The 23,861-nt window shown below is 58.7% G+C and carries 19 protein-coding genes, 1 tRNA gene, 1 pseudogene and 1 other annotated feature; of the genes and pseudogenes, 15 read left to right on the forward strand and 6 right to left on the reverse strand.

The window, feature by feature from the left end; all coding sequences use genetic code 11:
- Positions 1-92: 92 nt before the first annotated feature.
- The gene (locus LO50_RS08015; protein ID WP_044314651.1) at positions 93-440 is read left to right on the forward strand and encodes a hypothetical protein; all 348 of its coding nucleotides are present in this window, start codon (positions 93-95) and stop codon (positions 438-440) included.
- Positions 441-1,011: 571 nt separating this feature from the next.
- On the opposite strand, the gene LO50_RS25195 is transcribed toward LO50_RS08015, so the two are convergent.
- Together LO50_RS25195 and LO50_RS24045 are read right to left on the reverse strand one after the other, a co-directional pair.
- Positions 1,012-1,365, reverse strand: coding sequence for a hypothetical protein (locus LO50_RS25195; RefSeq protein WP_044314652.1), 354 nt, complete (start codon positions 1,363-1,365; stop codon positions 1,012-1,014).
- Positions 1,366-1,656: 291 nt separating this feature from the next.
- Complete coding sequence (locus tag LO50_RS24045; RefSeq protein WP_236690569.1) at positions 1,657-2,214, reverse strand: tyrosine-type recombinase/integrase; 558 nt, start codon at positions 2,212-2,214, stop codon at positions 1,657-1,659.
- Between the two features lie 255 nt (positions 2,215-2,469).
- On the opposite strand from LO50_RS24045, the gene LO50_RS24050 reads away from it, so the two are divergent.
- The 10 genes from LO50_RS24050 to LO50_RS08090 all read left to right on the forward strand — a co-directional run bounded on the left by LO50_RS24050 (position 2,470) and on the right by LO50_RS08090 (position 11,741).
- Positions 2,470-3,692, forward strand: a protein-coding gene (locus LO50_RS24050) for an IS3 family transposase (protein ID WP_152623957.1) whose coding sequence is annotated in 2 segments (ribosomal slippage) — positions 2,470-2,755 and positions 2,755-3,692 — 1,224 coding nt in all. Because the reading frame shifts where the segments join, the coding sequence is not laid out codon by codon here.
- Positions 2,748-2,864, forward strand: a sequence feature (AL1L pseudoknot). It overlaps the preceding gene by 117 nt.
- A gap of 540 nt (positions 3,693-4,232) precedes the next feature.
- Positions 4,233-6,155, forward strand: a complete 1,923-nt coding sequence (gene thrS, locus LO50_RS08050; protein ID WP_044314654.1) for a threonine--tRNA ligase — start codon at positions 4,233-4,235, stop codon at positions 6,153-6,155.
- Entirely contained in the window at positions 6,155-6,706 is a 552-nt protein-coding gene (infC, locus tag LO50_RS08055; protein ID WP_172602761.1) for a translation initiation factor IF-3, read from the forward strand. The genes thrS and infC overlap by 1 nt, the downstream gene beginning before the upstream one ends.
- Before the next feature lie 62 nt (positions 6,707-6,768).
- Positions 6,769-6,963: a 50S ribosomal protein L35 gene (gene rpmI, locus LO50_RS08060; protein ID WP_003282568.1), complete on the forward strand. Its 195-nt coding sequence runs from the start codon at positions 6,769-6,771 to the stop codon at positions 6,961-6,963.
- 27 nt (positions 6,964-6,990) lie between these two features.
- A complete protein-coding gene (rplT, locus tag LO50_RS08065; RefSeq protein ID WP_003282569.1) occupies positions 6,991-7,347 on the forward strand; it encodes a 50S ribosomal protein L20 in 357 nt (118 codons plus the stop codon).
- 174 nt (positions 7,348-7,521) lie between these two features.
- Positions 7,522-8,526, forward strand: a complete 1,005-nt coding sequence (gene pheS, locus LO50_RS08070; RefSeq protein WP_044314666.1) for a phenylalanine--tRNA ligase subunit alpha — start codon at positions 7,522-7,524, stop codon at positions 8,524-8,526.
- 31 nt (positions 8,527-8,557) lie between these two features.
- Positions 8,558-10,936 carry a phenylalanine--tRNA ligase subunit beta gene (gene pheT / locus LO50_RS08075; protein WP_044314655.1) on the forward strand — a complete coding sequence of 793 codons (2,379 nt, stop codon included), beginning with the start codon at positions 8,558-8,560 and terminating at the stop codon, positions 10,934-10,936.
- Between the two features lie 3 nt (positions 10,937-10,939).
- Entirely contained in the window at positions 10,940-11,242 is a 303-nt protein-coding gene (gene ihfA, locus LO50_RS08080) for an integration host factor subunit alpha (protein ID WP_003282572.1), read from the forward strand.
- On the forward strand, positions 11,223-11,579 hold the full coding sequence (locus LO50_RS08085) for a MerR family transcriptional regulator (RefSeq protein ID WP_003298372.1): 357 nt from the start codon (positions 11,223-11,225) through the stop codon (positions 11,577-11,579). The genes ihfA and LO50_RS08085 overlap by 20 nt, the downstream gene beginning before the upstream one ends.
- An 85-nt stretch (positions 11,580-11,664) precedes the next feature.
- Positions 11,665-11,741: transfer RNA gene (locus LO50_RS08090), tRNA-Pro, on the forward strand.
- A 71-nt stretch (positions 11,742-11,812) separates the two neighbouring features.
- Here LO50_RS08090 and LO50_RS08095 read toward each other — a convergent pair.
- From LO50_RS08095 to imuA, 4 genes and pseudogenes are all read right to left on the reverse strand, one after another.
- Positions 11,813-11,953: pseudogene (locus tag LO50_RS08095) on the reverse strand (tyrosine-type recombinase/integrase); the annotation flags it as partial.
- Positions 11,954-12,044: 91 nt separating this feature from the next.
- Positions 12,045-15,125 (reverse strand): error-prone DNA polymerase, encoded by a 3,081-nt coding sequence (locus tag LO50_RS08100; protein WP_044314656.1) that lies wholly within the window; start codon positions 15,123-15,125, stop codon positions 12,045-12,047.
- Entirely contained in the window at positions 15,122-16,534 is a 1,413-nt protein-coding gene (locus tag LO50_RS08105; RefSeq protein WP_044314657.1) for a Y-family DNA polymerase, read from the reverse strand. Before LO50_RS08105 ends, LO50_RS08100 begins: the two co-directional genes overlap by 4 nt.
- A 2-nt stretch (positions 16,535-16,536) precedes the next feature.
- Positions 16,537-17,160: a translesion DNA synthesis-associated protein ImuA gene (gene imuA / locus LO50_RS08110; RefSeq protein ID WP_023445203.1), complete on the reverse strand. Its 624-nt coding sequence runs from the start codon at positions 17,158-17,160 to the stop codon at positions 16,537-16,539.
- 363 nt (positions 17,161-17,523) lie between these two features.
- Between imuA and mtnA the strand changes: the two genes are divergently transcribed.
- The 4 genes from mtnA to pheA all read left to right on the forward strand — a co-directional run bounded on the left by mtnA (position 17,524) and on the right by pheA (position 23,830).
- Positions 17,524-18,600, forward strand: a complete 1,077-nt coding sequence (mtnA, locus tag LO50_RS08115; protein ID WP_044314658.1) for an S-methyl-5-thioribose-1-phosphate isomerase — start codon at positions 17,524-17,526, stop codon at positions 18,598-18,600.
- 134 nt (positions 18,601-18,734) lie between these two features.
- Positions 18,735-21,545: a DNA gyrase subunit A gene (gene gyrA, locus LO50_RS08120; protein ID WP_014820647.1), complete on the forward strand. Its 2,811-nt coding sequence runs from the start codon at positions 18,735-18,737 to the stop codon at positions 21,543-21,545.
- 102 nt (positions 21,546-21,647) lie between these two features.
- Positions 21,648-22,733: a 3-phosphoserine/phosphohydroxythreonine transaminase gene (gene serC, locus LO50_RS08125; RefSeq protein ID WP_023444759.1), complete on the forward strand. Its 1,086-nt coding sequence runs from the start codon at positions 21,648-21,650 to the stop codon at positions 22,731-22,733.
- Positions 22,733-23,830 (forward strand): prephenate dehydratase, encoded by a 1,098-nt coding sequence (pheA, locus tag LO50_RS08130; RefSeq protein WP_023444760.1) that lies wholly within the window; start codon positions 22,733-22,735, stop codon positions 23,828-23,830. The genes serC and pheA overlap by 1 nt, the downstream gene beginning before the upstream one ends.
- Positions 23,831-23,861 lie beyond the last annotated feature (31 nt).

Raw genomic sequence — 23,861 nt, forward strand, 5'->3', positions numbered from 1 at the left:
GACACAGCACGTCGTAGTTGAAGCGGTCCTTGGCGAAGATGTTGGTAGCAGAAATGGCTAGATGCTTGGCATCAATGTAGGAGGGAAATCTAATGGCAGCATACGACAAGGAAGCAATCCTCAAAGCATACGAGGAAGCTGGTAAGCCTCCGTACAGCACCTATCATGCTAAGCAGAAGAAAGCCGACGAAGCAGAAGGGAAGAGCTACCCAGCGCCGTTGACGTTTAGAAAATGGCTAGTGGATGCTGGGATGCTAGAGGAGAAGGGTAAGAAGCATAACAGTGAAGCCATTGCTTATGATGCTGATTGGAAGGATGAAGACTACGAGGAATTTCTACTCTCGTATGTTCCTGAAACTGTTAAGCAGAACCTAGAAAGCTGCTATTTGAAATGGCAGAACCAGAAGCTCAAGGACGAATTGGCTAAGCTCAAAGGATAGATAAGCAATGGACATGCTGAGTGATGGTAGGAAGTGGATTGCTGTTGCTATCGTGATAGCCTCTATCATCCTATACCTTGGAATGACTAAGTCGCATAGAGACTGCATTAAGGGCTTTCTTGATGGGTCTAGTAGGAATACCGTTGAGTCAGCTATGCTTCAGTGTGGCTATAGTGGTAGGTAGGGAAACGGCCCTGTTAGCTCAGTGAGCTAGCGTCTGTACGTCTGGAAAGCAGGCGGGTTGTGGTAAGTAAATGCAGAAGCGAACCTTCAATGTGTGTAGTGAATGCATGAAAGCTATAGCCACCACGTGAGGATGGTTAGTAGAACTCACCAGTTAGCCATTGACTGATAGATGGCGCCTTTATCCTGATGGGCTAATTATCAGGGCGGGAACCACTACCGAATAGCGGGCAATGTTGAGCTTATGTCTAAGCTCCCATTGAAGAACGGAACCATTGGTAACAATGGTTCACCCTTAGAGGGCAGCCGGAATCCCACCGGAATTTATCTAGGCCAATGTGGTGAGCATTGCTTAGGTACATTGGATCTCTATTGCCTTAATAAATAATTATGCTTGCTTAGTATAAGAGGCAAGCCGAGCAATATCAGCAGAGAACTCCTGTTCTATCTTAGCTTCGATAGCTATCTGCTTTGTCACTTCTGTTTTGCTAGGTCTACCTACTGGTCTACTAATGCCCATAGCCTTAAGGAGCTCCCTCACTGCTGTGATGTTATCTTCACTAGCTGCATTCTTAAGCATCTCAATAGCCTTGTCTTGCCAGTAGAGCTTATGCTCTCTATCCCATCCTTGTTCGTTAGCATACGCTTCTAGCGTTACTAAAGAGACATTCCATTCTTTAGCTAGAGCCACGAATGATGTGGCTTCTATATATTTCTGTTTTCCATTATCTGGAATATTCATAAGTTATCCTTGTATTGTGGTAGAGCAAAAGCATGCCTACGGCGTTTAAGAGCATGCATTAAAGATAAGAAGCAAGAAGCGACTGATGTCTAAGTATGTATAGGTGCTGTCGCTTTTGATCTTCTTTTAAATGCATGCTCTTAAACGCCGTAGGCATGCTTTTGCTTTTAAGTATTGTTAGTAGTATATATACATTCCTTTAAGGGAGATGCTCTACAACCCGCATGTTTACTGGGCTAAATCTAATTCACGCACCAAAAAACAGCAAAAGTTGGTGCGTAAATTATTCTGCTAGTTTTCTAGCCAGTTCTCTAGAAGTGATTTCATCCTTAGACTAGTGATAAGAAGATGCATATCCTCATGCTTTCTGATTGATCCTCGGAAGATGAATTGAATCAAATGACCTAGTGCATACCTATCAGTGTCTATCTGTCTAGCCCTTCTAACCGCAGTAGAGACGCTGTGAGGGGTGATGTTGAATAGCCTTCCCGTTGGTATGCGTTTAGATTTAGCAAGGCGTATAGCCTCTTGTAGAAGCTCTACAGCACGCTTAGTAAGAGGCACAGACCTTGTTCCATTCTTACCATCAACAACATCAGCTATCCGTTCTTCTAGATGCACATGCTCAATGGTTAGCTTTACTATCTCTGATCTACGCATGGCGGTTTCATAAGCAAGCTCTGTTATCAGCTTCATAGCTGGGCTTAGATGCTCAAGCACCAGAAACAATTCTCCCTTGCTCACCACCTTGTCACTGGACTTAGATGCTTGGGGAAGGGCTATGTCTGCTAGCGGATTAGCTATGTCTATCAGCAGCTCACGCTTAGCCCATCGGTAGAGACGGGACATAAAGGCTAGCTGTGTTCTGCATGTAGCAGGCTTAACAGTCTTGAGACGCTCAAGCTTGTATGCATTGATCTGCTGAGGGGTGATGTCTTGGATGGGCTGAGGGAAAGCCTTGGCTAGATGCTCCACTATTTGTAGGGCATGCTTGTGGCTTCCTCTCCCCAGGAGGCGGGCTTGGCAATAGGACATGCCAAGGGAATAGATGGTGTGAATCGCCCCGGGTTTCGTGGAGGCCTCAACTCTTGAGAAGATGAGGCCATGAAAAAGACTACGACCTACTCCCCTGAAGTCCGTGAACGTGCCGTGCGCATGGTTCTGGAGCATTTGAACGACTACCCATCCGAGTGGGCCGCCATTGAAGCCATCGCGCCGAAGATTGGCTGTGCAGCGCAAACGTTGCATGGCTGGATTCGCCGTCATCAGACCGACGCAGGCCAGCGTCCAGGCCCGACCACCGAAGAGCGCGAACGCATCAAGGCGTTGGAGCGGGAGAACCGGGAATTGCGCAAGGCCAATGAAATTCTGCGTCTGGCCAGTGCGTATTTTGCCCAGGCGGAGCTCGACCGCCGCACCAAGTCCTGAGGGCTTTTGTCGATCAGTACCGTGACCGTCTCGGGGTCGAGTCGATCTGCCGTGTCTTGCAGATCGCCCCGTCCGGTTACCGCAGACATGCGGCCCAACTGCGCAATCCGGCACTGCGTTGTTGCCGTGCTCAGCGCGATGAGGCGTTGAGCTTGGAGATCCAGCGCGTGTGGGATACCAACATGCAGTGCTATGGCGCGGTGAAGGTTTGGAAGCAGTTACTGCGAGAGGGCCTCAAGGTCGCCAGATGTACGGTGGAGCGGCTAATGCGGCGAGCTGGGTTGCAGGGAATTAGGCGTGGCCAGGTTGTACGGACGACGGTGGCCGGCGACAAGTCGCTGTGTCCGCTGGATCGTGTCCAACGCCAGTTCCATGCTGAGCGCCCGAACCAGCTGTGGGTGTCGGATTTCACCTATGTCTCGACCTGGCAAGGCTGGCTGTACGTGGCGTTCGTGATTGACGTCTTTGCACGGCGCATCGTCGGCTGGCGAGTCAGTACCAGCATGAAGACTGACTTCGTGCTGGATGCCCTGGAGCAAGCGCTGTACGCCCGACAGCCACATCGTATGGGTGGCCTGATTCACCATAGCGACCGTGGCAGTCAGTACGTCTCGATCCGCTATACCGAGCGGCTGGCAGAGGCCGGCATTGAGCCTTCGGTTGGCAGCAAGGGCGACAGCTACGACAACGCCTTGGCCGAGACTATCAACGGGCTGTACAAGGCTGAACTGATTTACCGTCAGTCATGGAAGAGTCGTGAAGCTGTTGAGATGGCGACCTTGAAATGGGTGCACTGGTACAACCACCAGCGGCTGTTGAGCTCAATCGGGTATATCCCGCCTGCGGAGGCTGAGGCAAACTTCCACCAGCAACAAGCAAGTCAGGCCATGGCGGCCTGACTTAAACGAAACGGCCTCCACGAAACCCGGGGCGATTCAGTGTGAGTTTTGTGTTCCTTGGTGAGGGCTTCTTGCTGCTTAGCCCATTGCTGGGCTGCTACCTCCGTTGGGAAGGTCTTGGACTGAGCAGGCTTCCCCTTCACCCTTACCTGTGCATTCCAGTTCCCTGAGGAAAGCTGACGTATCGTTGCCATTTAGAAACCTCCTGTGTGAATGGATGGTTCCTAGGGGCTGCACCGTGTATAGTGCCCGTCGCTTTTGCGGCCTGCTTGACATGGTGGGGGTCGTTGGTTCGAATCCAATTGTGCCTACCAATTCGAATAAAAGGGTCGCTTACGCGGCCCTTTTTTTGGCTTGCTTGTCAGGGGTCAGGGTTTCTGAAAGCATCGCCAGTCTTGTTTTCCTCCAGTGACTTCGGTTCGGTCGGGTGAGCCTCAGGCTCCTGCCATTGTGCGGCAGGTGTGCTCGTCGAATCGCTTTACTGGCTCATCCCAACCCATGTGGCCTTTGGTACGGGTCACCACTAGGAGAGGAGGCGCCATGCCCACCATTACTCTTCCCGATGGCAGTCAGCGTTCGTTCGATCATCCGGTTACTGTGGCCGAAGTGGCTCAGTCCATTGGTGCTGGCCTCGCTAAGGCGACCGTTGCCGGCAAGGTCGACGGCAAGCTGGTCGATGCTTGTGATCTGATTGAAAAAGATGCAGCGCTACAGATCATCACGCCGAAGGATGAGGAGGGGCTGGAGATTATTCGCCACTCCTGTGCGCACCTTATCGGGCATGCTGTGAAGCAGCTCTACCCGACCGCCCGCATGGTCATTGGGCCGGTCATTGATGAGGGTTTCTACTACGATATCGCCTACGAACGTTCTTTCACTCCCGATGACGTTGCTGCCATCGAGCAGCGTATGAAAGAGCTGATCGATCGCGACTACGACGTCATCAAGAAGGTGACGCCGCGAGCGGAGGTGATAGATGTATTTGCCTCGCGCGGCGAGGATTATAAGCTTCGTCTGGTCGAAGATATGCCCGACGAACAGGCGATGGGCTTGTATTACCACGAAGAGTACGTCGACATGTGTCGTGGTCCGCACGTGCCGAATACACGCTTTCTGAAGTCTTTCAAGCTTACTAAGTTGTCTGGTGCCTACTGGCGTGGGGATGCGAAGAATGAGCAGCTCCAGCGCATCTACGGTACGGCTTGGGCCGACAAGAAGCAGCTGGCTGCTTATATCCAGCGTATCGAGGAAGCTGAAAAGCGCGACCACCGCAAGATCGGCAAGCGTCTGGATCTGTTTCATACCCAGGAAGAGGCGCCTGGGATGGTGTTCTGGCATCCCAATGGTTGGACGCTGTATCAGGTGCTAGAGCAGTACATGCGGCAGGTTCAGCGCGAAAACGGTTACCTGGAGATCAGGACGCCGCAGGTGGTTGATCGCGTGCTCTGGGAGAAATCCGGGCATTGGGCGAACTACGCCGAAAACATGTTCACGACTGAGTCGGAAAGTCGTGATTACGCGATCAAGCCAATGAACTGCCCCTGCCATGTGCAGGTTTACAATCAGGGCTTGAAGAGCTATCGCGAGCTGCCGCTGCGGCTAGCCGAATTTGGCGCTTGCCACCGTAATGAGCCGTCTGGTGCGCTGCACGGCATCATGCGAGTACGAGGCTTTACTCAGGACGATGCGCACATCTTCTGCACCGAAGAGCAGATGCAGGCTGAGTCGGCGGCGTTCATCAAGCTGACGCAAGCGGTATATGCCGATTTCGGTTTTTCGGATATCGAACTGAAGCTGTCGACCCGTCCCGAGAAGCGTGTCGGCTTCGATGAGCTCTGGGATAAGGCTGAAGCGGCGCTGGCGGCGGCGCTGGAAAGTGCTGGGCTGCCGTACGACCTGCAGCCGGGCGAGGGGGCTTTTTATGGCCCCAAGATCGAGTTCTCCTTGCGCGATTGTCTGGGCCGTGTATGGCAGTGCGGTACCCTGCAGCTGGACTTCAATCTTCCGGTGCGGCTGGGCGCAGAGTATGTCAGCGAGAATAATGATCGGCAGCACCCGGTCATGCTGCATCGAGCCATCCTCGGTTCGTTCGAGCGTTTCATTGGCATTCTGATCGAGCATTACGAGGGCGCTTTCCCGGCCTGGCTTGCGCCGACGCAGGCGGTGATCATGAATATCACCGACAAGCAGGCCGCTTTTGCCGCTGAAGTCGAAAAAACGCTCGTCCAAAGCGGGTTTCGTGCCAAGTGCGACTTGAGAAACGAAAAGATCGGCTTTAAAATCCGCGAGCATACTTTGCTCAAGACTCCTTATCTCTTGGTTATCGGGGATCGGGAGGTTGAGACACGATCCGTTGCTGTGCGCACCCGTGAAGGCGTCGATCTGGGCTCCATGCCCCTCGAGCAGTTCGCGCAGATGTTGACACAGGCGGTTTCCCGGCGTGGTCGCCAAGAATTGGAGTAATGACTATTAAGCGTGAAATGAGACAGGATAAACGAGCTGCACCCAAGGCCCCGATCAACGAGAATATCTCGGCTCGTGAGGTCCGTTTGATTGGTGCTGACGGCGAGCAGATTGGCATCGTCTCGATTGATGAAGCGCTGCAAGTAGCTGAAGAAGCCAAGCTGGATCTGGTTGAAATTTCCGCCGATGCAAATCCTCCGGTCTGTCGGATCATGGATTACGGCAAGCATCTGTTTGAGAAGAAAAAGCAGGTTGCTGCGGCGAAGAAAAACCAGAAGCAGATTCAGGTTAAAGAAGTAAAGTTTCGTCCAGGGACGGAAGAAGGGGACTACCAGGTCAAGCTACGCAACCTGGTGCGTTTCCTTAGTGACGGGGACAGGGCCAAGGTATCTTTGCGATTCCGTGGCCGTGAGATGGCCCATCAGGAGCTGGGGATGGAGCTGTTGAAGCGGGTCGAAAACGATCTCGCTGAATATGGCTCGGTCGAACAGCATCCGAAGATGGAAGGACGCCAGCTGATCATGGTCATCGCTCCCAAGAAGAAAAAGTAACCCCCAGGGCACTGGCAGGCCTTGCGGTTATTTGTAATCACCCACAATGTGGAGTACCGAACATGCCAAAGATGAAGACTAAAAGTGGTGCTGCGAAGCGCTTCAAGAAGACTGCTAACGGCTTCAAGCACAAGCACGCTTTCAAGAGCCACATCCTGACCAAAATGTCCACCAAGCGTAAGCGTCAGCTGCGCGGTTGCTCGCAAGTGCACCCGTCCGACGTTGCAAAGGTGGCGCGCATGCTGCGCGTTCGTTGATTCGGTCAAGACTCAGAGGAATAACTCATGGCTCGTGTTAAGCGTGGCGTCGTAGCCCGTCGTCGTCACAAGAAAATTCTGAAACTCGCCAAAGGCTACTACGGAGCGCGTTCGCGCGTATTCCGCGTTGCCAAGCAGGCGGTAATCAAGGCTGGCCAGTACGCCTACCGTGACCGCCGTCAGCGCAAGCGTCAGTTCCGCGCTCTGTGGATTGCCCGTATCAACGCTGGTGCTCGTGTCAACGGTCTGTCTTACAGCCGTCTGATCGCCGGTCTGAAAAAGGCGGCCATCGAAATTGATCGCAAGGTTCTGGCCGATCTGGCAGTGAACGAAAAAGCGGCGTTTGCTGCGATTGTCGAGAAAGCCAAAGCTTCTCTGGCTTAAGCCCCGGCAATCGCGAATCTTCGGGTTCGTTGCAACGTCATCAATAGGGGAAGAGCCTTGTGCTCTTCCCCTATTTCGTATCTGAGAAGGGGCTTTTGCAAAAGGGCGCTTGGCAGTCGGTCGCTACGGGACGATACCAGCGCGGTTCTGCAAGAACCTCTGGAGGTTATGTACATGGAAAATTTGGATGCACTGGTCTCGCAAGCGCTTGAGGCTGTGCAACGAAGTGGAGACATTGCGGCTCTCGAGCAGGTGCGCGTCCAATATCTGGGTAAGAAGGGCGAGCTCACCCAGTTGATGCAAACCTTGGGGAAGCTTTCTGCTGAGGAGCGGCCGCAGGCTGGTGCGCTGATCAATGCCGCCAAGAGCAGTGTTCAGGATGTCCTGAATGCTCGCAAGGCTGACCTAGAGAAGGCTGCTTTGGATGCCAAATTGTCAGCCGAGCGAATCGATGTGACACTGCCTGGGCGCGGACAGGCAAGCGGGGGATTGCATCCAATCTCTCGGGCTTTGGAGCGAATGGAACAAATTTTTAGTCGCATTGGCTATAGCGTTGCCGAGGGGCCTGAAGTTGAGGACGACTATCACAACTTCGAGGCGCTCAACATTCCTAGCCACCATCCCGCACGGGCAATGCACGATACCTTCTATTTCAATGCCAACACGGTTCTTCGTACGCATACGTCCTCGGTACAGGTTCGGACAATGGAGTCGCAGCAGCCGCCGATACGCATTATCTGTCCAGGTCGCGTATATCGGTGCGACTCTGATCAGACGCATTCTCCGATGTTCCATCAGGTCGAAGGCTTGTTGATCGACGAGGGCGTCAGTTTTGCGGACCTTAAAGGCACTATTCAGGCTTTTCTGCGAGAGTTCTTTGAGGCTGATCTTGAGGTGCGTTTCCGTCCTTCATTCTTCCCTTTCACCGAGCCGTCGGCCGAGGTTGATATTCGGCGGGTCATAACCGAGAACGGCGAAACCAAGTCGGATTGGTTGGAGGTTCTGGGTTGTGGGATGGTGCATCCGAACGTGTTGCGAATGTCTGGAATCGACCCGGATAGGTATCAGGGCTTCGCTTTCGGAATGGGTGTCGAGCGGCTTGCAATGTTGCGCTACGGGGTCACGGATCTGCGTATTTTTTTCGACAACGATCTGCGGTTTCTTGAGCAGTTCCGCTAAGAAATGACGCTGTAGTTTCCAGGAGAACAGCATGAAATTCAGTGAACAATGGCTGCGGAGCTGGGTAAATCCGCAGGTCTCCCGCGAGGAGCTGGTCGCTCGGCTGTCCATGGTCGGGCTTGAGGTGGATGCTGTTGCCCCCGTTGCTGGCAGCTTCAGCGGTGTGGTTGTTGGTGAGGTCCTCGAAACCGTGCAGCATCCTGATGCCGACAAGCTTCGGGTCTGTCAGGTCAGCAATGGAAGTGAAACCTTTCAGGTCGTCTGCGGAGCCCCGAACGTGCGGCCTGGCCTGAAGATTCCGTTTGCAATGATCGGTGCTCAATTGCCAGGCGACTTCAAGATCAAGAAGGCCAAGCTCCGCGGTATCGAATCCAATGGCATGCTTTGCTCGGAAACCGAGCTGCAGGTGGGGAGTGACGATAGCGGGCTGATGGAGCTGGCCGGCGATGCGCCGGTCGGTACTGATTTTCGTGAGTATCTCGGTCTCGACGATGCAAGTATCGAAATCGGTTTGACCCCAAACCGTGGTGACTGCCTTTCCATCGCTGGCTTGGCTCGTGAAGTTGGTGCGATTTATGGCTCACTGGTCAGTCCGGTGCAATTCACCGTGGCGCCTTTGCATCATGACGACACGCGTCCAGTCGAGGTCCTGGCTCCCAAGGCATGCCCGCGTTATCTCGGGCGTGTTGTCCGTAATGTTGATCTGTCGCGCCCGACGCCACTTTGGATGGTTGAGCGTCTGCGCCGCTCCGATATCCGTAGCATTGATGCGGTCGTCGATGTAACCAACTACGTAATGCTCGAATTGGGTCAGCCCCTGCATGCCTTCGACCTTGCCGAGATCAAGGGCGGTATCCGGGTTCGGATGGCTGAGGAGGGCGAAAAGCTCGTCTTGCTTGACGGTCAGGAGATCGCCCTGCGTGCGGATACGCTCGTTATTGCAGACCATCAGCGCGCTCTTGCCATCGCGGGTGTCATGGGTGGAGAGCACAGCGGCGTAAGCACCGCTACCCAGAATATCTTCCTCGAAAGTGCCTTTTTCGACACCATTGCGTTGGCCGGCAAAGCTCGTTCCTACGGTTTGCATACCGATGCGTCCCATCGCTACGAGCGGGGCGTCGACTCGCAGCTCGCCCGTCAGGCAATGGAGCGTGCAACGAGTCTGTTACTGGATATCGTTGGCGGCGAGGCGGGGCCGATCATTGAGGTGGTCAGCGAAGACGACTTGCCGAAAGTCGCTCCAGTAACTTTGCGCGCTGAGCGCATCAACCAGATGCTGGGGCTGGAAATGAATGGCGCCGAAGTGGTGCGCCTGCTGACATCCTTGGACTTGGTGGTTATCGAAGAGGCTAAAGGTCGCTGGCAGGTCTGTGTTCCGAGTCACCGCTTCGATATCAGTCTTGAGGTCGATCTGATCGAAGAGCTGGGTCGGCTGTATGGTTATGACCGCTTGCCCGTGCGTTATCCGCAGGCCCGGCTTGCACCTGAGGCAAAGCCCGAGGCTCGTGCCGAGCTACCTTTGCTTCGGCGTTTACTGGTCGCCCGCGGATATCAGGAGGCGATCACTTACAGCTTCATCGATCCCAAGCTGTTCGAGCTGTTCAGTCCTGACATGAAGCCGTTGCAGCTTGCCAACCCGATCTCCGCTGATATGGCGGCCATGCGCGCGTCGCTTTGGCCAGGGCTGGTCAAGGCGCTGCAGTACAACCTCAACCGGCAGCAACCACGCGTGCGTCTGTTCGAGGCAGGGTTGCGCTTTGTTGGTCAGTTACAAGAGCTTGAGCAGGAAAGCATGCTGGCTGGCGTGCTAACCGGGAGCCGTCAGCCAGAGGGTTGGACGAACTCGCGCGAGGCGGTGGACTTTTACGACATCAAGGCAGATGTCGAGGCGCTGCTTGCTTTTGCCGGAAATGCTGGCGTCTATCGTTTCGTTGCGGGAGAACATCCGGCACTGCACCCGGGGCAGACCGCGCGTATCGAGCGCGACGGCCGATTGGTCGGATTCGTTGGGAGTCTCCATCCTGAGCTGGCAAGCACCCTGGGTATCGATCAGCCGGTCTACATGTTCGAGTTGAAGCTTAGCGAGATTGCCGAGGGGCGGATGCCTTCCTTCACGGAGCTGTCGCGATTCCCGGAAGTCCGGCGTGACCTTGCTGTGCTGGTCGGGCGGGAGATCGCGGCCGAAGATATCCTGAGTTGCATTCGTGATGCTGCGGGCGAGAACCTGACAGACCTCAAGCTATTTGATGTCTATCAGGGGAAAGGTATTGATCCTCTTAGCAAAAGTATGGCAGTCGGCTTGACCTGGCAGCACCCATCGCGCACTCTAAACGACGATGAGGTGAACGGTGCGATGCAGAAAATCCTCACCTCCCTGGAAGAAAGGTTCAACGCCACGTTAAGGAAATAGCGTATGGGGGCTCTGACGAAAGCTGAAATGGCGGAACGTCTATATGAAGAGCTGGGCTTGAATAAGCGCGAGGCCAAGGAGTTGGTGGAGCTGTTTTTCGAGGAGATCCGTCAGGCGCTCGAGCATAACGAGCAGGTCAAGTTGTCCGGGTTCGGCAACTTTGACCTGCGCGACAAGCGTCAGCGGCCGGGTCGCAATCCGAAGACAGGTGAGGAGATACCTATCACGGCGCGTCGCGTGGTGACGTTCCGTCCAGGGCAGAAACTCAAAGCGAGAGTCGAGGCCTATGCTGGAACCAAGTCATAACGACGAGCTTCCGTCGATCCCCGGCAAGCGCTATTTCACCATCGGTGAGGTGAGCGAGCTTTGTGCGGTCAAGCCTCACGTGCTGCGTTACTGGGAGCAGGAGTTCCCTCAGCTCAATCCGGTTAAGCGGCGCGGCAACCGGCGCTACTACCAGCGGCAGGATGTCCTGATGATTCGTCAGATTCGTGCGCTGCTGTACGATCAAGGCTTCACCATCGGTGGCGCCAGACAGCGCATGTCCGGCGACGAAGCGCGCGACGACACCACTCAGTACAAGCAGCTCATTCGGCAGATGATCTCGGAGTTGGAAGAGGTTCTTCAGGTGCTGAGGAAATAGTCGATCTGGTATCTAAAAAACTTTCACATTTTCAGATGCTTAATGTATAGTTCGATCGGCTTTCAGCAGTGCTGTTGGCGTCAGTCGGGGCGTAGCGCAGCCTGGTAGCGCACTTGCATGGGGTGCAAGGGGTCGAGTGTTCGAATCACTCCGTCCCGACCAAATAGATCAACGACTTAGGCCGGTTGCGAAAGCACCGGCCTTTTTCGTTGCGGGACTTTTGCGGGACTTTTTCATCCTGCCTTCCTCCTCAGTATCGTCAGCGCCGCTCCCCTCGAATCCGTCGCCGATATTTGGTTGGCCTCATCGATCAGCTTGCCCAGTTCGGCCGCCGAGTAGTGGCTGGTGATGCTGCCGTTCTTGTGACCCAACAGGACCAAATCGTTCATTCGATGCATCGGGTGGCGTGCCTGGTTTTCGCCATGCTTTTCTCGCTGGCACTCACTAATGGACGAAAGCTCTAATTTACTGAAAGTCCCGGCTACGCACATCGATCCCGATAAGCAGGGGCGTGAGGTCGCTCAGGCGGCCTGCAATGACATGGCGAACGCCGCTGGCGGATTCCAGGTGGCCGTCGATGCGAAGCAATTGGGACTGGATCAACGGCCGCCTCTGGCGCTCGGCCAGGTCGCGCCAGACCACCACGTTGACCATGCCGAATTCGTCTTCCAAGGTGACGAAGATGACACCGCTGGCGGTCTGTGGGCGTTGTCGTCCGATCACCAGGCCTGCAACGCTGACCGGGCGGCCATGCTCGATCATGGCCAGTTCCCGTGAGCTCTGGCAGCGCCTGGCCTTGAGCTCATTTCGCAGCAGGGTCAGCGGATGCGGCCCCAGCGTAGTGCCGAGGGTCGCGTAGTCGTTGAAAAGGTCTTCACTCACCGAAGGCAGCGGCAGGTAGATGGGTGTTTCCTCCATAGCGGGCAGGCCGTCAAACAGGGGTAACTGTGGTTCGATCCCTGCAACGGCCCAGCGCGCACGATGCCGATGACCGGCCAGACCGCGCAGGACCCCGGCATCGGCGAGCTGCTCGCGTGCGCGCGGTTCGAGCTCGGCGCGACGGCACAGGTCATGGATGTCCATGAATGGCTGACGTTGGCGTGCGGCTTCGATGCGCAGGGCATCGGCTTCCCGAAAGCCGCGCACCATGCGTAGCCCTAGGCGGATTGCCGGTTGCTCTTGGCTGCATGGCTCAAGACTGCAATCCCAGCCGCTGTTGCCAACGTCCACCGGGCGGATTTCCAGCCGGTGGCGACGGGCGTCCTGGAGAATCTGGTCAGGGTTGTAGAAACCCATCGGCCAGCTGTTGATCAGCGCGCAGGCAAATGCCGCCGGCTCGTGGCGTTTCAGCCAGCTGCTGGCATAGGTGAGCAGCGCGAAACTCGCCGCGTGCGATTCGGGAAAGCCGTAGCTGCCGAACCCTTTGATCTGTTCGAAGATCCGCGCGATGAAGTCGGGCTGGTAGCCTTTGGCAAGCATTCGCTCGGTCAGCCGCACGCGGTGGGGCTCAAGGCTGCCGTGGCGTTTCCAGGCGGCCATGGCACGGCGCAGCTTGTCGGCCTCGTCTGGTGTGTACTCGGCCGCCACGATCGCCAGTTCCATCACCTGCTCCTGAAACAGCGGTACGCCAAGGGTACGCGCGAACACCGGTTTCAGTTCTTCGGACGGGTAATCCACCTTTTCTTCGTGGTTACGTCGACGCAGATAGGGATGCACCATGTCGCCCTGGATCGGTCCGGGGCGGACGATGGCGACCTGGATGACTAGGTCGTAGAAGGTCTTCGGGCGCAGGCGCGGCAGCATGGCCATCTGCGCCCGCGACTCGATCTGGAAGACGCCGATGGTGTCGGCCTGGCTGATCATGTCGTAGGTGGGTTTGTCCTCCGCGGGCAGCGTGGCGATGGTCCAGCGCGTACCGCGATAATGCTCGATCAGGTCGAAACAACGTCGTATCGCGCTGAGCATGCCCAGGGCCAGCACGTCGACCTTGAGCAGACCGACTGCGTCGAGATCGTCCTTGTCCCATTGAATCACCGTGCGGTCGGCCATGCTGGCATTCTCGATCGGCACCAGGGTATCGAGTGGCTGCTCGGAGATCACGAAGCCGCCAGGGTGCTGGGAAAGGTGGCGAGGAAATCCGATAAGCGCATCGGTCAGCACCAGAACCCGGCGCAGAACCGGATTGTTTGGGTCGAAGCCGGCCTCGCACAGCCGAGAATCGTCGGGTATGTGTTCACTCCAGCGCCCGCAGCAGCCGGCCAGGGCGTTGATCTGGTCCGGCGGCAGACCCAGCGCCTTGGCGACATCCCGCAGGGCTCCGGTTGCGCGGTAGCTGCTGGCGACGGCGGTGAGGGCGGCGCGATTGCGCCCATAGCGCTGAAAGACGTACTGGATGACTTCCTCGCGCCGGTCGTGCTCGAAGTCCACGTCGATATCGGGTGGCTCGTTGCGTTCGCGGGATAGGAAGCGCTCGAACAACAGTTTGCTGCGCACCGGGTCGAGCTCGGTGATACCCAGCACGAAACAGACGCTTGAGTTGGCCGCCGAGCCTCGACCCTGACAGAGAATGCCCCGTTCGCGGGCGAAGCGGACTATGTCGTGCACGGTCAGGAAATAGCTTTCGTAATGCAGGTCGGCGATCAGCTCGAGCTCATGTTCGAGCTGCGCGCGGGCCTTTTCCGTGATGCCGTCCGGCCAGCGCCAGCTTGCGCCATCCTCGACCAGCTTGCGCAACCATGAGGTGGTGTCATGTCCGGGCGGGACCAGCTCGTGGGGATATTGATACTTCAGCTGGTCGAGCTGGAAATGGCAGCGCTGGCTGATGCGAAGGGTTTCAGCGAGCAGCTCGGCTGGATAGAGCTGGGCCAGTTCGACGATCGATCTGAGGTGGCGTTCGCCATTGGGAAATAGGTGGCATCCTGCTTCGGCCACTGGCAGATGGTGGCGGATGGCGGTCATGCAGTCCTGCAATGCCCGACGACCGCGGGCATGCATGTGCACATCGCCGCAGGCCACCGCGGGTATGCCCAGGCGTGAGGCCTGCGCCAGGCTTTGCCGCAGCTGCAGCGCGTCGTCCGGCCCCCGATGCAGTTCGATACCGAGCCACAGCCGCTCGGGAAAACGCTCGCGCAGCCACTGGCCTTCGGCATCGACGCCGGTGTGGGCGGGCAGCCAGATTGCCAGCAGACCCTCTAGTGGCCACTCGCTAAGGTCTTCGCGCAGCGCCTGGTAACGGCCTTTCTCGGCTCGTCGGCGGGCACGGGTTATCAATTGGCAGAGTGCCTGGTAGCCGGTCAGGTTTTCCACCAGCAAAATCAGCTTGGGCCCGCGCTCGAACTGCACCTCGCTGCCAATGATCAGCGGCAGGCCGGTGTCCTTCGAGGCCTGCCAGGCGCGCACGATACCGGCCAGGCTGCATTCGTCGGTGATCGCCAGAGCGTCATAGCCCTGGCGTTTGGCGCGTTCGAAGAGTTCGCTCGCGCTGGATGCACCCCGCTGGAAGCTGAAGTTGGACAGGCAATGCAGCTCGGCATATTCGGCGTTCATGCGAACCAGCCGTGCAGCAGCAGGGGGCCTCCGGCGAGGGCGCGAAACGCCCAACCCTGCTGTCCGGTAGCGGTTTGCACCCGGTAGTAGTCGCGTCGCGCGTCGGCACCATCCCACCAGCCGGACTCGATGCGCTCGGGGCCGGCCAGGGTGAGCAGACCCTCTTCGCGCAAGGGTTGCGGGGTACTCAGCAGCCAGCCGGGGCGCAACCCCACGTGAGGCAATGGTTCGGTGCGGGCGAGGCTGCTTTCCCGCCAGGCATATTCGGGACGGTGGTCCGCTCGTGCGCTCAGCGAGACCACGGCATCGTCGCCCAGTCGGGCGCGGAGGCGTTCGCGCAGCTGCTCCCAAGGCACATTCTGCTGCGGGCGCTCGTCGAACAAGGCCTGATGGGCCGGCGTGAAGGCTGGAAGATCACGAGCCAGCAGACGCACGGCCAGGACGGGGGCAGGCAGTTGCAGGTGCTCGAGGCGGCCACGGGTCAGTTCGAACAGCATGGCGGGCTCGCGTTCGGTACTGAGCAGGCCGACCGGCACCTCGCTGTCGGGCAGGGTGCGATGTTCCAGGTACAGGCTGAAACGCTGGACGCCGCTGTCCCGCCCGGCGAGAAAGGCGGCCAGGTCGGCGGTCAGTCTGCGCAATGGAAACAGCAGGGCCTGATGGGACTCGACCTCGAAATTCAGTTCGATGCGGGTGTCGAAGACATCCGGCGGGCGGTAGAACTCCAGAGGCAGCGGCCGATGCCCGAGCAGGGTGTCGAGCTGGGCCAGCACTTCGGCCGGAAAGCGTCTGGCGAGGCTATCCCGCGGCAGGGCGAGCAGTTGATGAAGATGGCGCACGCCCATGCGTACCAGCGATGTGCTGACTTCGCGGGGCAGGCCGAGGCGCTCGACCGGCAGTACCCCGAGCGCCTGATGCAGCGTGGCTGTATCGGTCACGGCCAGCCCGTCATGGGCATTGGCGAGGATGCGCGCGGCCGCCGGGTTGGGCGCCAGGGTGATGCGGTGGCGGAAGCCCAGAGCTGTGAGCTCCTTGCGTAGACGCGTCTCGAATCGTGGCCAGGGGCCGAACAGGCCGAGGCTGGAATGCACCTCCAACAGCAGGCAGCGCGGGTAGTGCAGGCTGACCTGGGCGCTGTAGCCGTAACCCCAGGCCGCCAGAAACCGCTGCCAGCGTTCGATCATCAGCGGGTCGTAATCGGCGGTGGCGAAGTCGTGGGTCAATGCCTGGGCTGCGATCAGCGATTGCCCTGGCTTGAGGCCGAGTTTGCGTGCGGCTGCGTTGACGGCCTGCAGCACGCGGCGCTGTGGCGGGCCGGCGAGCAGGGCCAGCGGCGCGGCGGCATCGTCGCGGTGGCGCAGGATGCCGTCCATGGCCAGTTGCGGCAGCAGAATGCAGGCCCAGAGCATCGTCACGCCTGTTGCCAGGCGCTGGCCGGGAGCGCCTGTCCCGGAGCCAGGCCGCCGCGGCACTTGATGACACGCAGCTGCGCCGGCTGGGCCTCAATGGTCAGGCGTAGTGCCGCCGGTGATGGGTTATTTGCTTCATGCAGTGACCGATAGACGAAGCCCAGGGTTTGGCCGGATTCAGCGGCAATCTGCAAGCGCCTTAAGGCACGGTCATCAGCTTGTTGCGGCCAGCACAGCACGGCGGCACAACTGCCGGAACGTAGGCATTGTTCTGCAGCCCACAGCGCATCGCGGCCCTTTGCCTGGATGATGGTCAGCCACTGCAGGTCTACACCCGCGGCCAGCCAGGCCTGGGGGTAAGGTCGATGAGGGGGCGTTACCAGCACCACCCGCTCGCCGGCGGTGGTCAGTCGTGCAAGGGTCGGCCACAGCAGATTCAGCTCGCCGATGCCCGTGGCCGCGACGAGGAACTCGCTGATGGCCGACTCCGGCCAGCCGCCGCCGGGCAGGAACTCATCCAGTGTGGCATTTCCGGTCGGCTGGACGGCCGTGCGAGATGTTATGGCCTGGCCACGCCAGACGCGACGTGTATCCAGCAGGCTATCGAGGGCGACCACTGCGGTCATGAAGAAGCATCCAGAATAACTGTATATAGATACAGTATTTGGCCTGCCGCGAGTTGGTCAAGCACGACGCGATGAGTGAGCGCGACACTTCATCTGTTCGAGCGCATGCTCTCTCCGTGGAAGGCGGGGCCAGCCTGAAAGCTGCTCGGCCATTAGGCGTCGCCAAGCCCTGATCACTGCTTGTGCTCGGAAAACCCGTCGATTAGCATTCGCGCCCGGGATAAGAGGCCGCAGTGCTCATGTTTGCTGCTTCCCGGCCATATTGAGATTGGAAAGCCCGGTTCGCCCGCGATCCGGGCTTTTTCTTTGCTGTTCGGGGCGCATGATGGTCCTGTGTCGACGAAGCTGAACGAGGGAAATGCCATGCGCGAGCGTTTGTTGGCTGCGGAAAAGGTTAAGTCGATCGAATGGCTGGACGGGCGCCTGAACCTGCTCGATCAGTGCAAGCTTCCCGTCGAAGAGATTTGGTGCAGCCATGATTCTGCGGCGTCGGTCGCTGCGGCGATTCGGGATATGGTCGTGCGCGGCGCGCCGGCAATCGGAATCAGCGCAGCCTATGGCCTGGTCCTTGCCGTGCGTGCCCGTATCGCCGACGGCGGTGATTGGAGGCAGGCCCTGGAGGAAGACTTCAAGGTGCTGGCCGATTCCCGTCCCACCGCGGTCAATCTGTTCTGGGCTCTGAACCAGATGCGCGAACGACTGGATCGCCTCAAGCCGGGTGAAGACCCGTATGCAGCGCTGGAAGCCCAGGCCATCTCCATCCATGACAGCGATCGAGAGGCAAATCTGGCGATGGCGCAGTTTGGCGTCGACCTCATCCGCCGTCATCAGGGCAATCCGCAGAACCTGCTCACCCATTGCAATACCGGCGCCCTGGCGACCGGCGGTTTCGGTACGGCGCTCGGGGTCATCCGGGCGGCGCATCTCGAGGGTCTGGTGGAGCGGGTATACGTCGATGAGACCCGGCCTTGGTTGCAGGGCTCCCGGCTGACGGCCTGGGAACTGCTCGGTGATGGCGTTCCGGCCATGGTGAATGCGGACTCGGCGGCTGCTCATCTGATGAAATCCAGAGGCATCTCCTGGGTGATCGTCGGTGCGGATCGCATCACCGCCAATGGCGATGTGGCGAACAAGATCGGTACCTACCAGCTTGCGGTCCTGGCGATGCACCACGGCGTGCGTTTCATGGTGGTGGCGGCAAGTTCGACCATCGACATGGCGCTGGAGAGCGGCGAGGAGATCCAGATCGAGGAACGCGCCGGCAGCGAGCTGCTTGAGGTCGACGGTCGGCGCTTCGCGGCTGATGTCGAGGCATTCAATCCGGTGTTCGACGTGACGCCGGCCGATCTCATCGATGCCATTGTCACCGAGAAAGGCGTGGTCGAGCGGCCGAGTGCCGCGAAGATGGCCGAGCTGATGAGCCGCAAACGGCTGCACTGAGCAACGATCGGTCGCGCTCGGGTGTGCTGTGCAAGCCGGTTTTGCTCCGTGCAAGGCTCAGTTTATAGCAGTTGTCTGTGTTACCATCCCGCGCTTATTACAGGACCCTGCTGACTATAAGGAACCAGGCTTCCATGGGCGAACTGGCCAAAGAAATCCTCCCGGTCAATATCGAAGACGAGCTCAAGCAGTCCTACCTTGATTACGCCATGAGCGTGATCATTGGCCGTGCGCTGCCGGACGCGCGCGATGGCCTGAAACCGGTACACCGCCGCGTACTGTTCGCCATGAGCGAACTCGGCAACGACTGGAACAAGCCGTACAAGAAATCCGCCCGTGTGGTCGGTGACGTGATCGGTAAATACCACCCGCACGGCGATTCGGCGGTATACGACACCATCGTGCGTATGGCGCAGCCGTTTTCGCTGCGCTACATGCTGGTCGATGGCCAGGGTAACTTCGGTTCGGTTGACGGCGATAGCGCTGCAGCGATGCGTTACACCGAAGTGCGCATGGCCAAGCTGGCCCATGAGCTGCTGGCCGACCTGGAAAAGGAAACCGTCGACTGGGTGCCCAACTACGATGGCACCGAGCAGATCCCGGCGGTCATGCCGACCAAGGTTCCCAATCTGCTGGTGAACGGCTCCAGCGGTATTGCGGTAGGCATGGCGACCAACATCCCGCCGCATAACCTGGGCGAGGTGATTGATGGTTGCCTGGCGCTGATCGACAACGCCGATATCACTATCGACGAACTCATGCAGTTCATCCCGGGCCCCGATTTCCCCACTGCCGGTATCATCAATGGCCGTGCTGGCATCATCGAGGCCTACCGCACCGGCCGTGGCCGCATTTATATCCGTGCTCGCGCCGATATCGAAGATATCGACAAGGTCGGCGGCCGCCAGCAGATCGTCATCACCGAGCTGCCTTACCAGCTGAACAAGGCACGGCTGATCGAGAAGATCGCCGAGCTGGTGAAAGAGAAGAAGATCGAAGGAATCACCGAGCTGCGTGACGAGTCCGACAAGGACGGCATGCGCGTGGTCATCGAGCTGCGCCGCGGCGAAGTGCCGGAGGTGATCCTCAACAACCTATACGCCCAGACCCAGCTGCAGAGCGTCTTCGGTATCAACGTGGTTGCGCTCATCGATGGCCAGCCGCGTACGCTGAACCTGAAAGAGCTGCTGGAAGCCTTCGTTCGCCACCGCCGCGAAGTCGTTACCCGCCGTACCGTCTACGAACTGCGCAAGGCGCGCGAGCGTGGGCACATTCTTGAAGGGCAGGCGGTCGCGCTGTCCAACATCGATCCGGTCATTGCGGTGATCAAGGCTTCGCCAACTCCAGCCGAGGCCAAGGATGCGCTGATTTCCACTGCCTGGGAATCGAGCGCCGTTGAAGCCATGGTCGAGCGCGCAGGGGCTGATGCCTGTCGCCCGGAAGGCCTCGATCCGCAGTTTGGCCTGCGTGACGGCAAGTACTTTCTGTCGCCGGAACAGGCGCAGGCGATTCTCGATCTGCGTCTGCACCGCCTGACCGGCCTCGAGCACGAGAAGCTGCTCAGCGAATACCAGGAAATCCTCACCCAGATCGGCGAGCTGATCCGCATCCTGACCAATCCGGTTCGCCTGATGGAAGTCATCCGCGAAGAACTGGAAGGCGTGAAGCGCGATTTCGGCGATGCACGGCGCACCGAGATTCTCGAGTCGCGTCTGGACCTGACGCTGGCGGACCTGATCACCGAAGAAGAGCGCGTCGTCACCATCTCTCATGGTGGTTATGCCAAGTCGCAACCGCTGGCCGCCTACCAGGCGCAGCGCCGTGGTGGTCGCGGCAAGGCTGCGACTGGTGTGAAGGAAGAGGATTACGTCGAGCATCTGCTGGTTGCCAACAGTCACACCACGCTGCTGCTGTTCTCCAGCAAGGGCAAAGTGTACTGGCTGAAGACCTACGAGATTCCCGAAGCATCTCGCACTTCGCGCGGCCGCCCGCTGGTCAACCTGCTACCGCTCGATGAGGGCGAGCGCATCACCGCCATGCTTCAGGTCGATCTGGAAGCGCTGCGCAAGCAGGCCGCCGAAGGTGAGGACGACCTGGACGAAGCAGAAGGCCTGGTCATCGAGCACGATGATGCGGACGACGTCGAAAGCGATGACGCCGACAGCGACGAGAAAGACGAGCCGACCGGCTCCTACATTTTCATGGCTACCGCCAATGGCACGGTCAAGAAGACGCCCTTGGTGCAGTTCAGCCGTCCGCGTACGTCCGGCCTGATCGCGCTCAAGCTGGAAGAAGGCGACACCCTCATCGCTGCGGCCGTTACCGATGGTGCCCAGGAAGTGATGATGTTCTCCGACGGCGGCAAGGTCATCCGTTTCAAGGAAAGCAAGGTTCGCATCATGGGCCGCAATGCCCGCGGTGTACGCGGTATGCGTCTGCCCGAAGGGCAGCGCATCATCTCCATGCTAATTCCGGAATCGGGTGCACAGATCCTTACCGCATCTTTGCGTGGCTACGGCAAGCGCACCGCGATGGAAGAGTTTCCACGCCGCGGTCGCGGTGGTCAGGGCGTCATCGCCATGGTCACCAACGAGCGTAACGGTCCGTTGATCGGTGCCGTGCAGGTGCTCGAGGGCGAGGAGATCATGCTGATCTCCGATCAGGGCACGCTGGTCCGGACCCGCGTCGACGAGGTGTCATCGCTGGGTCGCAATACTCAGGGCGTCACCCTCATCAAACTGAGCAAGGGCGAGCATCTGGTTGGTCTGGAGCGCGTGCAGGAGCCATCCGAGGAAGACGTGCTGGAAGACATCGAAGCGTTGCTCGATGACGACGCCCTCGAGAAGGAAATGCCTGTACTCAGCACCGAGCCGAGCGAGGATGAACTGCTCGGCGGGGCTGGCGACGTATCTCCGGATGTGGTGCCGACAGACGACGAAGACTGATCGGCGAAAGCAATCCGCAATCAGGTGGTAGCGTGGCGGTCGGTAGAGGTTCCGGTCGCCGCGCCGCGGGATTCAATATCGAGCAAGAGCGAGAGAACAGCAGTGAGCAAACGCGCCTTTAACTTCTGTGCCGGTCCGGCTGCGCTTCCCGAAGCCGTCCTTCAGCGCGCCCAGGCGGAGCTTCTCGACTGGCATGGCAAGGGCCTGTCGGTCATGGAGATGAGCCACCGTAGCGACGAATACACCGCTATCGCCGAAAAGGCCGAACAGGATCTGCGCGACCTGCTGGCAATTCCGTCCAACTACAAGGTGCTGTTTCTCCAGGGGGGCGCCAGCCAGCAGTTTGCCGAGATTCCGCTGAACCTGCTGCCGGAAGATGGCGTTGCCGACTACATCGATACGGGCATCTGGTCGCGCAAGGCGATCGAAGAGGCGCGTCGTTTCGGTAACGTCAATGTGGCGGCCAGCGCCAAACCTCTCGATTACTTCGCCATTCCGGGGCAGAACGACTGGCAGTTGAGCGAGCACGCGGCGTACCTGCACTACGCGAGCAACGAGACCATCGGCGGCCTGCAGTTCGATTGGATTCCGGATCTCGGCGATACGCCGCTGGTCGTCGACATGTCGTCGGACATTCTGTCGCGGACCATCGACGTCTCGAAGTTCGGCCTGATCTACGCCGGAGCACAGAAGAACATCGGGCCATCCGGGCTGGTGGTCGTTATCGTTCGTGAAGACCTGCTCGGCCATGCGCGTTCCGCTTGCCCGACCATGCTCGACTACAAGGTCGCGGCGGATAACGGCTCGATGTACAACACGCCGGCAACCTTTTCCTGGTATCTCTCGGGGCTGGTCTTCGAGTGGCTGAAGGAGCAGGGCGGCGTCGAGGCGATGGAGCAGCGCAACCGCGCCAAGAAGGACATGCTCTACGGTGCCATCGATGCCAGCGATTTCTACACCAACCCGATCGCCATCAATGCGCGTTCGTGGATGAACGTTCCGTTCCGTCTGGCCGATGAGCGTCTGGACAAGGCGTTCCTGGCCGGCGCCGACGCGCGTGGCCTGTTGAACCTCAAAGGGCATCGCTCCGTGGGTGGCATGCGCGCTTCTATCTACAACGCCGTAGGCCTGGATGCGGTCGAAGCGCTGGTGGCCTACATGGCCGAGTTCGAGAAGGAGCACGGCTGATGAGCGACGCCGATCAGTTGAAGGCCCTGCGGGTTCGAATCGACAGCCTCGACGAGCGCATTCTCGATCTGATCAGCGAGCGCGCCCGCTGTGCCCAGGAAGTCGCCCGGGTCAAGACCGCGGCGCTGGCCGAGGGCGAGTCCGCGGTGTTCTACCGTCCGGAGCGCGAAGCCTGGGTGCTCAAGCACATCATGGAGCTCAACCGCGGGCCGCTCGATAACGAGGAAATGGCGCGTCTGTTCCGCGAGATCATGTCGTCCTGCCTGGCCCTGGAACAGCCGCTCCGGGTTGCCTATCTCGGCCCAGAGGGTACCTTCTCCCAGGCTGCGGCGCTCAAGCATTTCGGCCATGCGGTCATCAGTACGCCAATGGCAGCCATTGATGAGGTGTTTCGCGAGGTTGTGGCGGGGGCTGTGAATTTCGGCGTAGTGCCGGTGGAGAACTCCACCGAAGGTGCAGTCAATCACACGCTGGACAGCTTCCTCGAGCACGACATCGTGATCTGCGGCGAAGTGGAGCTGCGTATCCACCACCATTTGTTGGTGGGCGAGACGACCAAGACTGATCGGATCACGCGCATCTACTCCCACGCGCAATCGCTGGCGCAGTGCCGCAAGTGGCTTGATGCCCACTACCCGAATGTCGAGCGCGTAGCGGTTTCCAGCAATGCGGATGCGGCCAAGCGGGTCAAGAGCGAGTGGAATTCGGCGGCCATCGCCGGCGACATGGCTGCCCAGCTCTACGGTCTGACCAAGCTGGCCGAGAAGATTGAGGACCGCCCGGACAACTCCACGCGATTCCTGATTATCGGTAGCCAGGAAGTGCCGCCGACCGGCGATGACAAGACCTCTATCATCGTCTCGATGCGTAACAAGCCAGGCGCCTTGCACGAGCTGCTGGTGCCGTTCCATGCCAACGGCATCGACCTTACTCGAATCGAAACGCGGCCGTCGCGCAGCGGCAAGTGGACCTACGTGTTCTTCATCGATTTCCTGGGTCACCACCAGGATCCGCTGATCAAGGATGCGCTGGAGAAGCTCGGGCAGGAAGCTGTGGCCCTTAAGGTGTTGGGTTCCTACCCCAAAGCGGTTCTTTAATTGCGGCTTCAGGTCGCGGCAGTGGGGCAGG

The organism is Stutzerimonas stutzeri (genome assembly GCF_000935215.1).
Classification (GTDB): Bacteria; Pseudomonadota; Gammaproteobacteria; order Pseudomonadales; family Pseudomonadaceae; genus Stutzerimonas.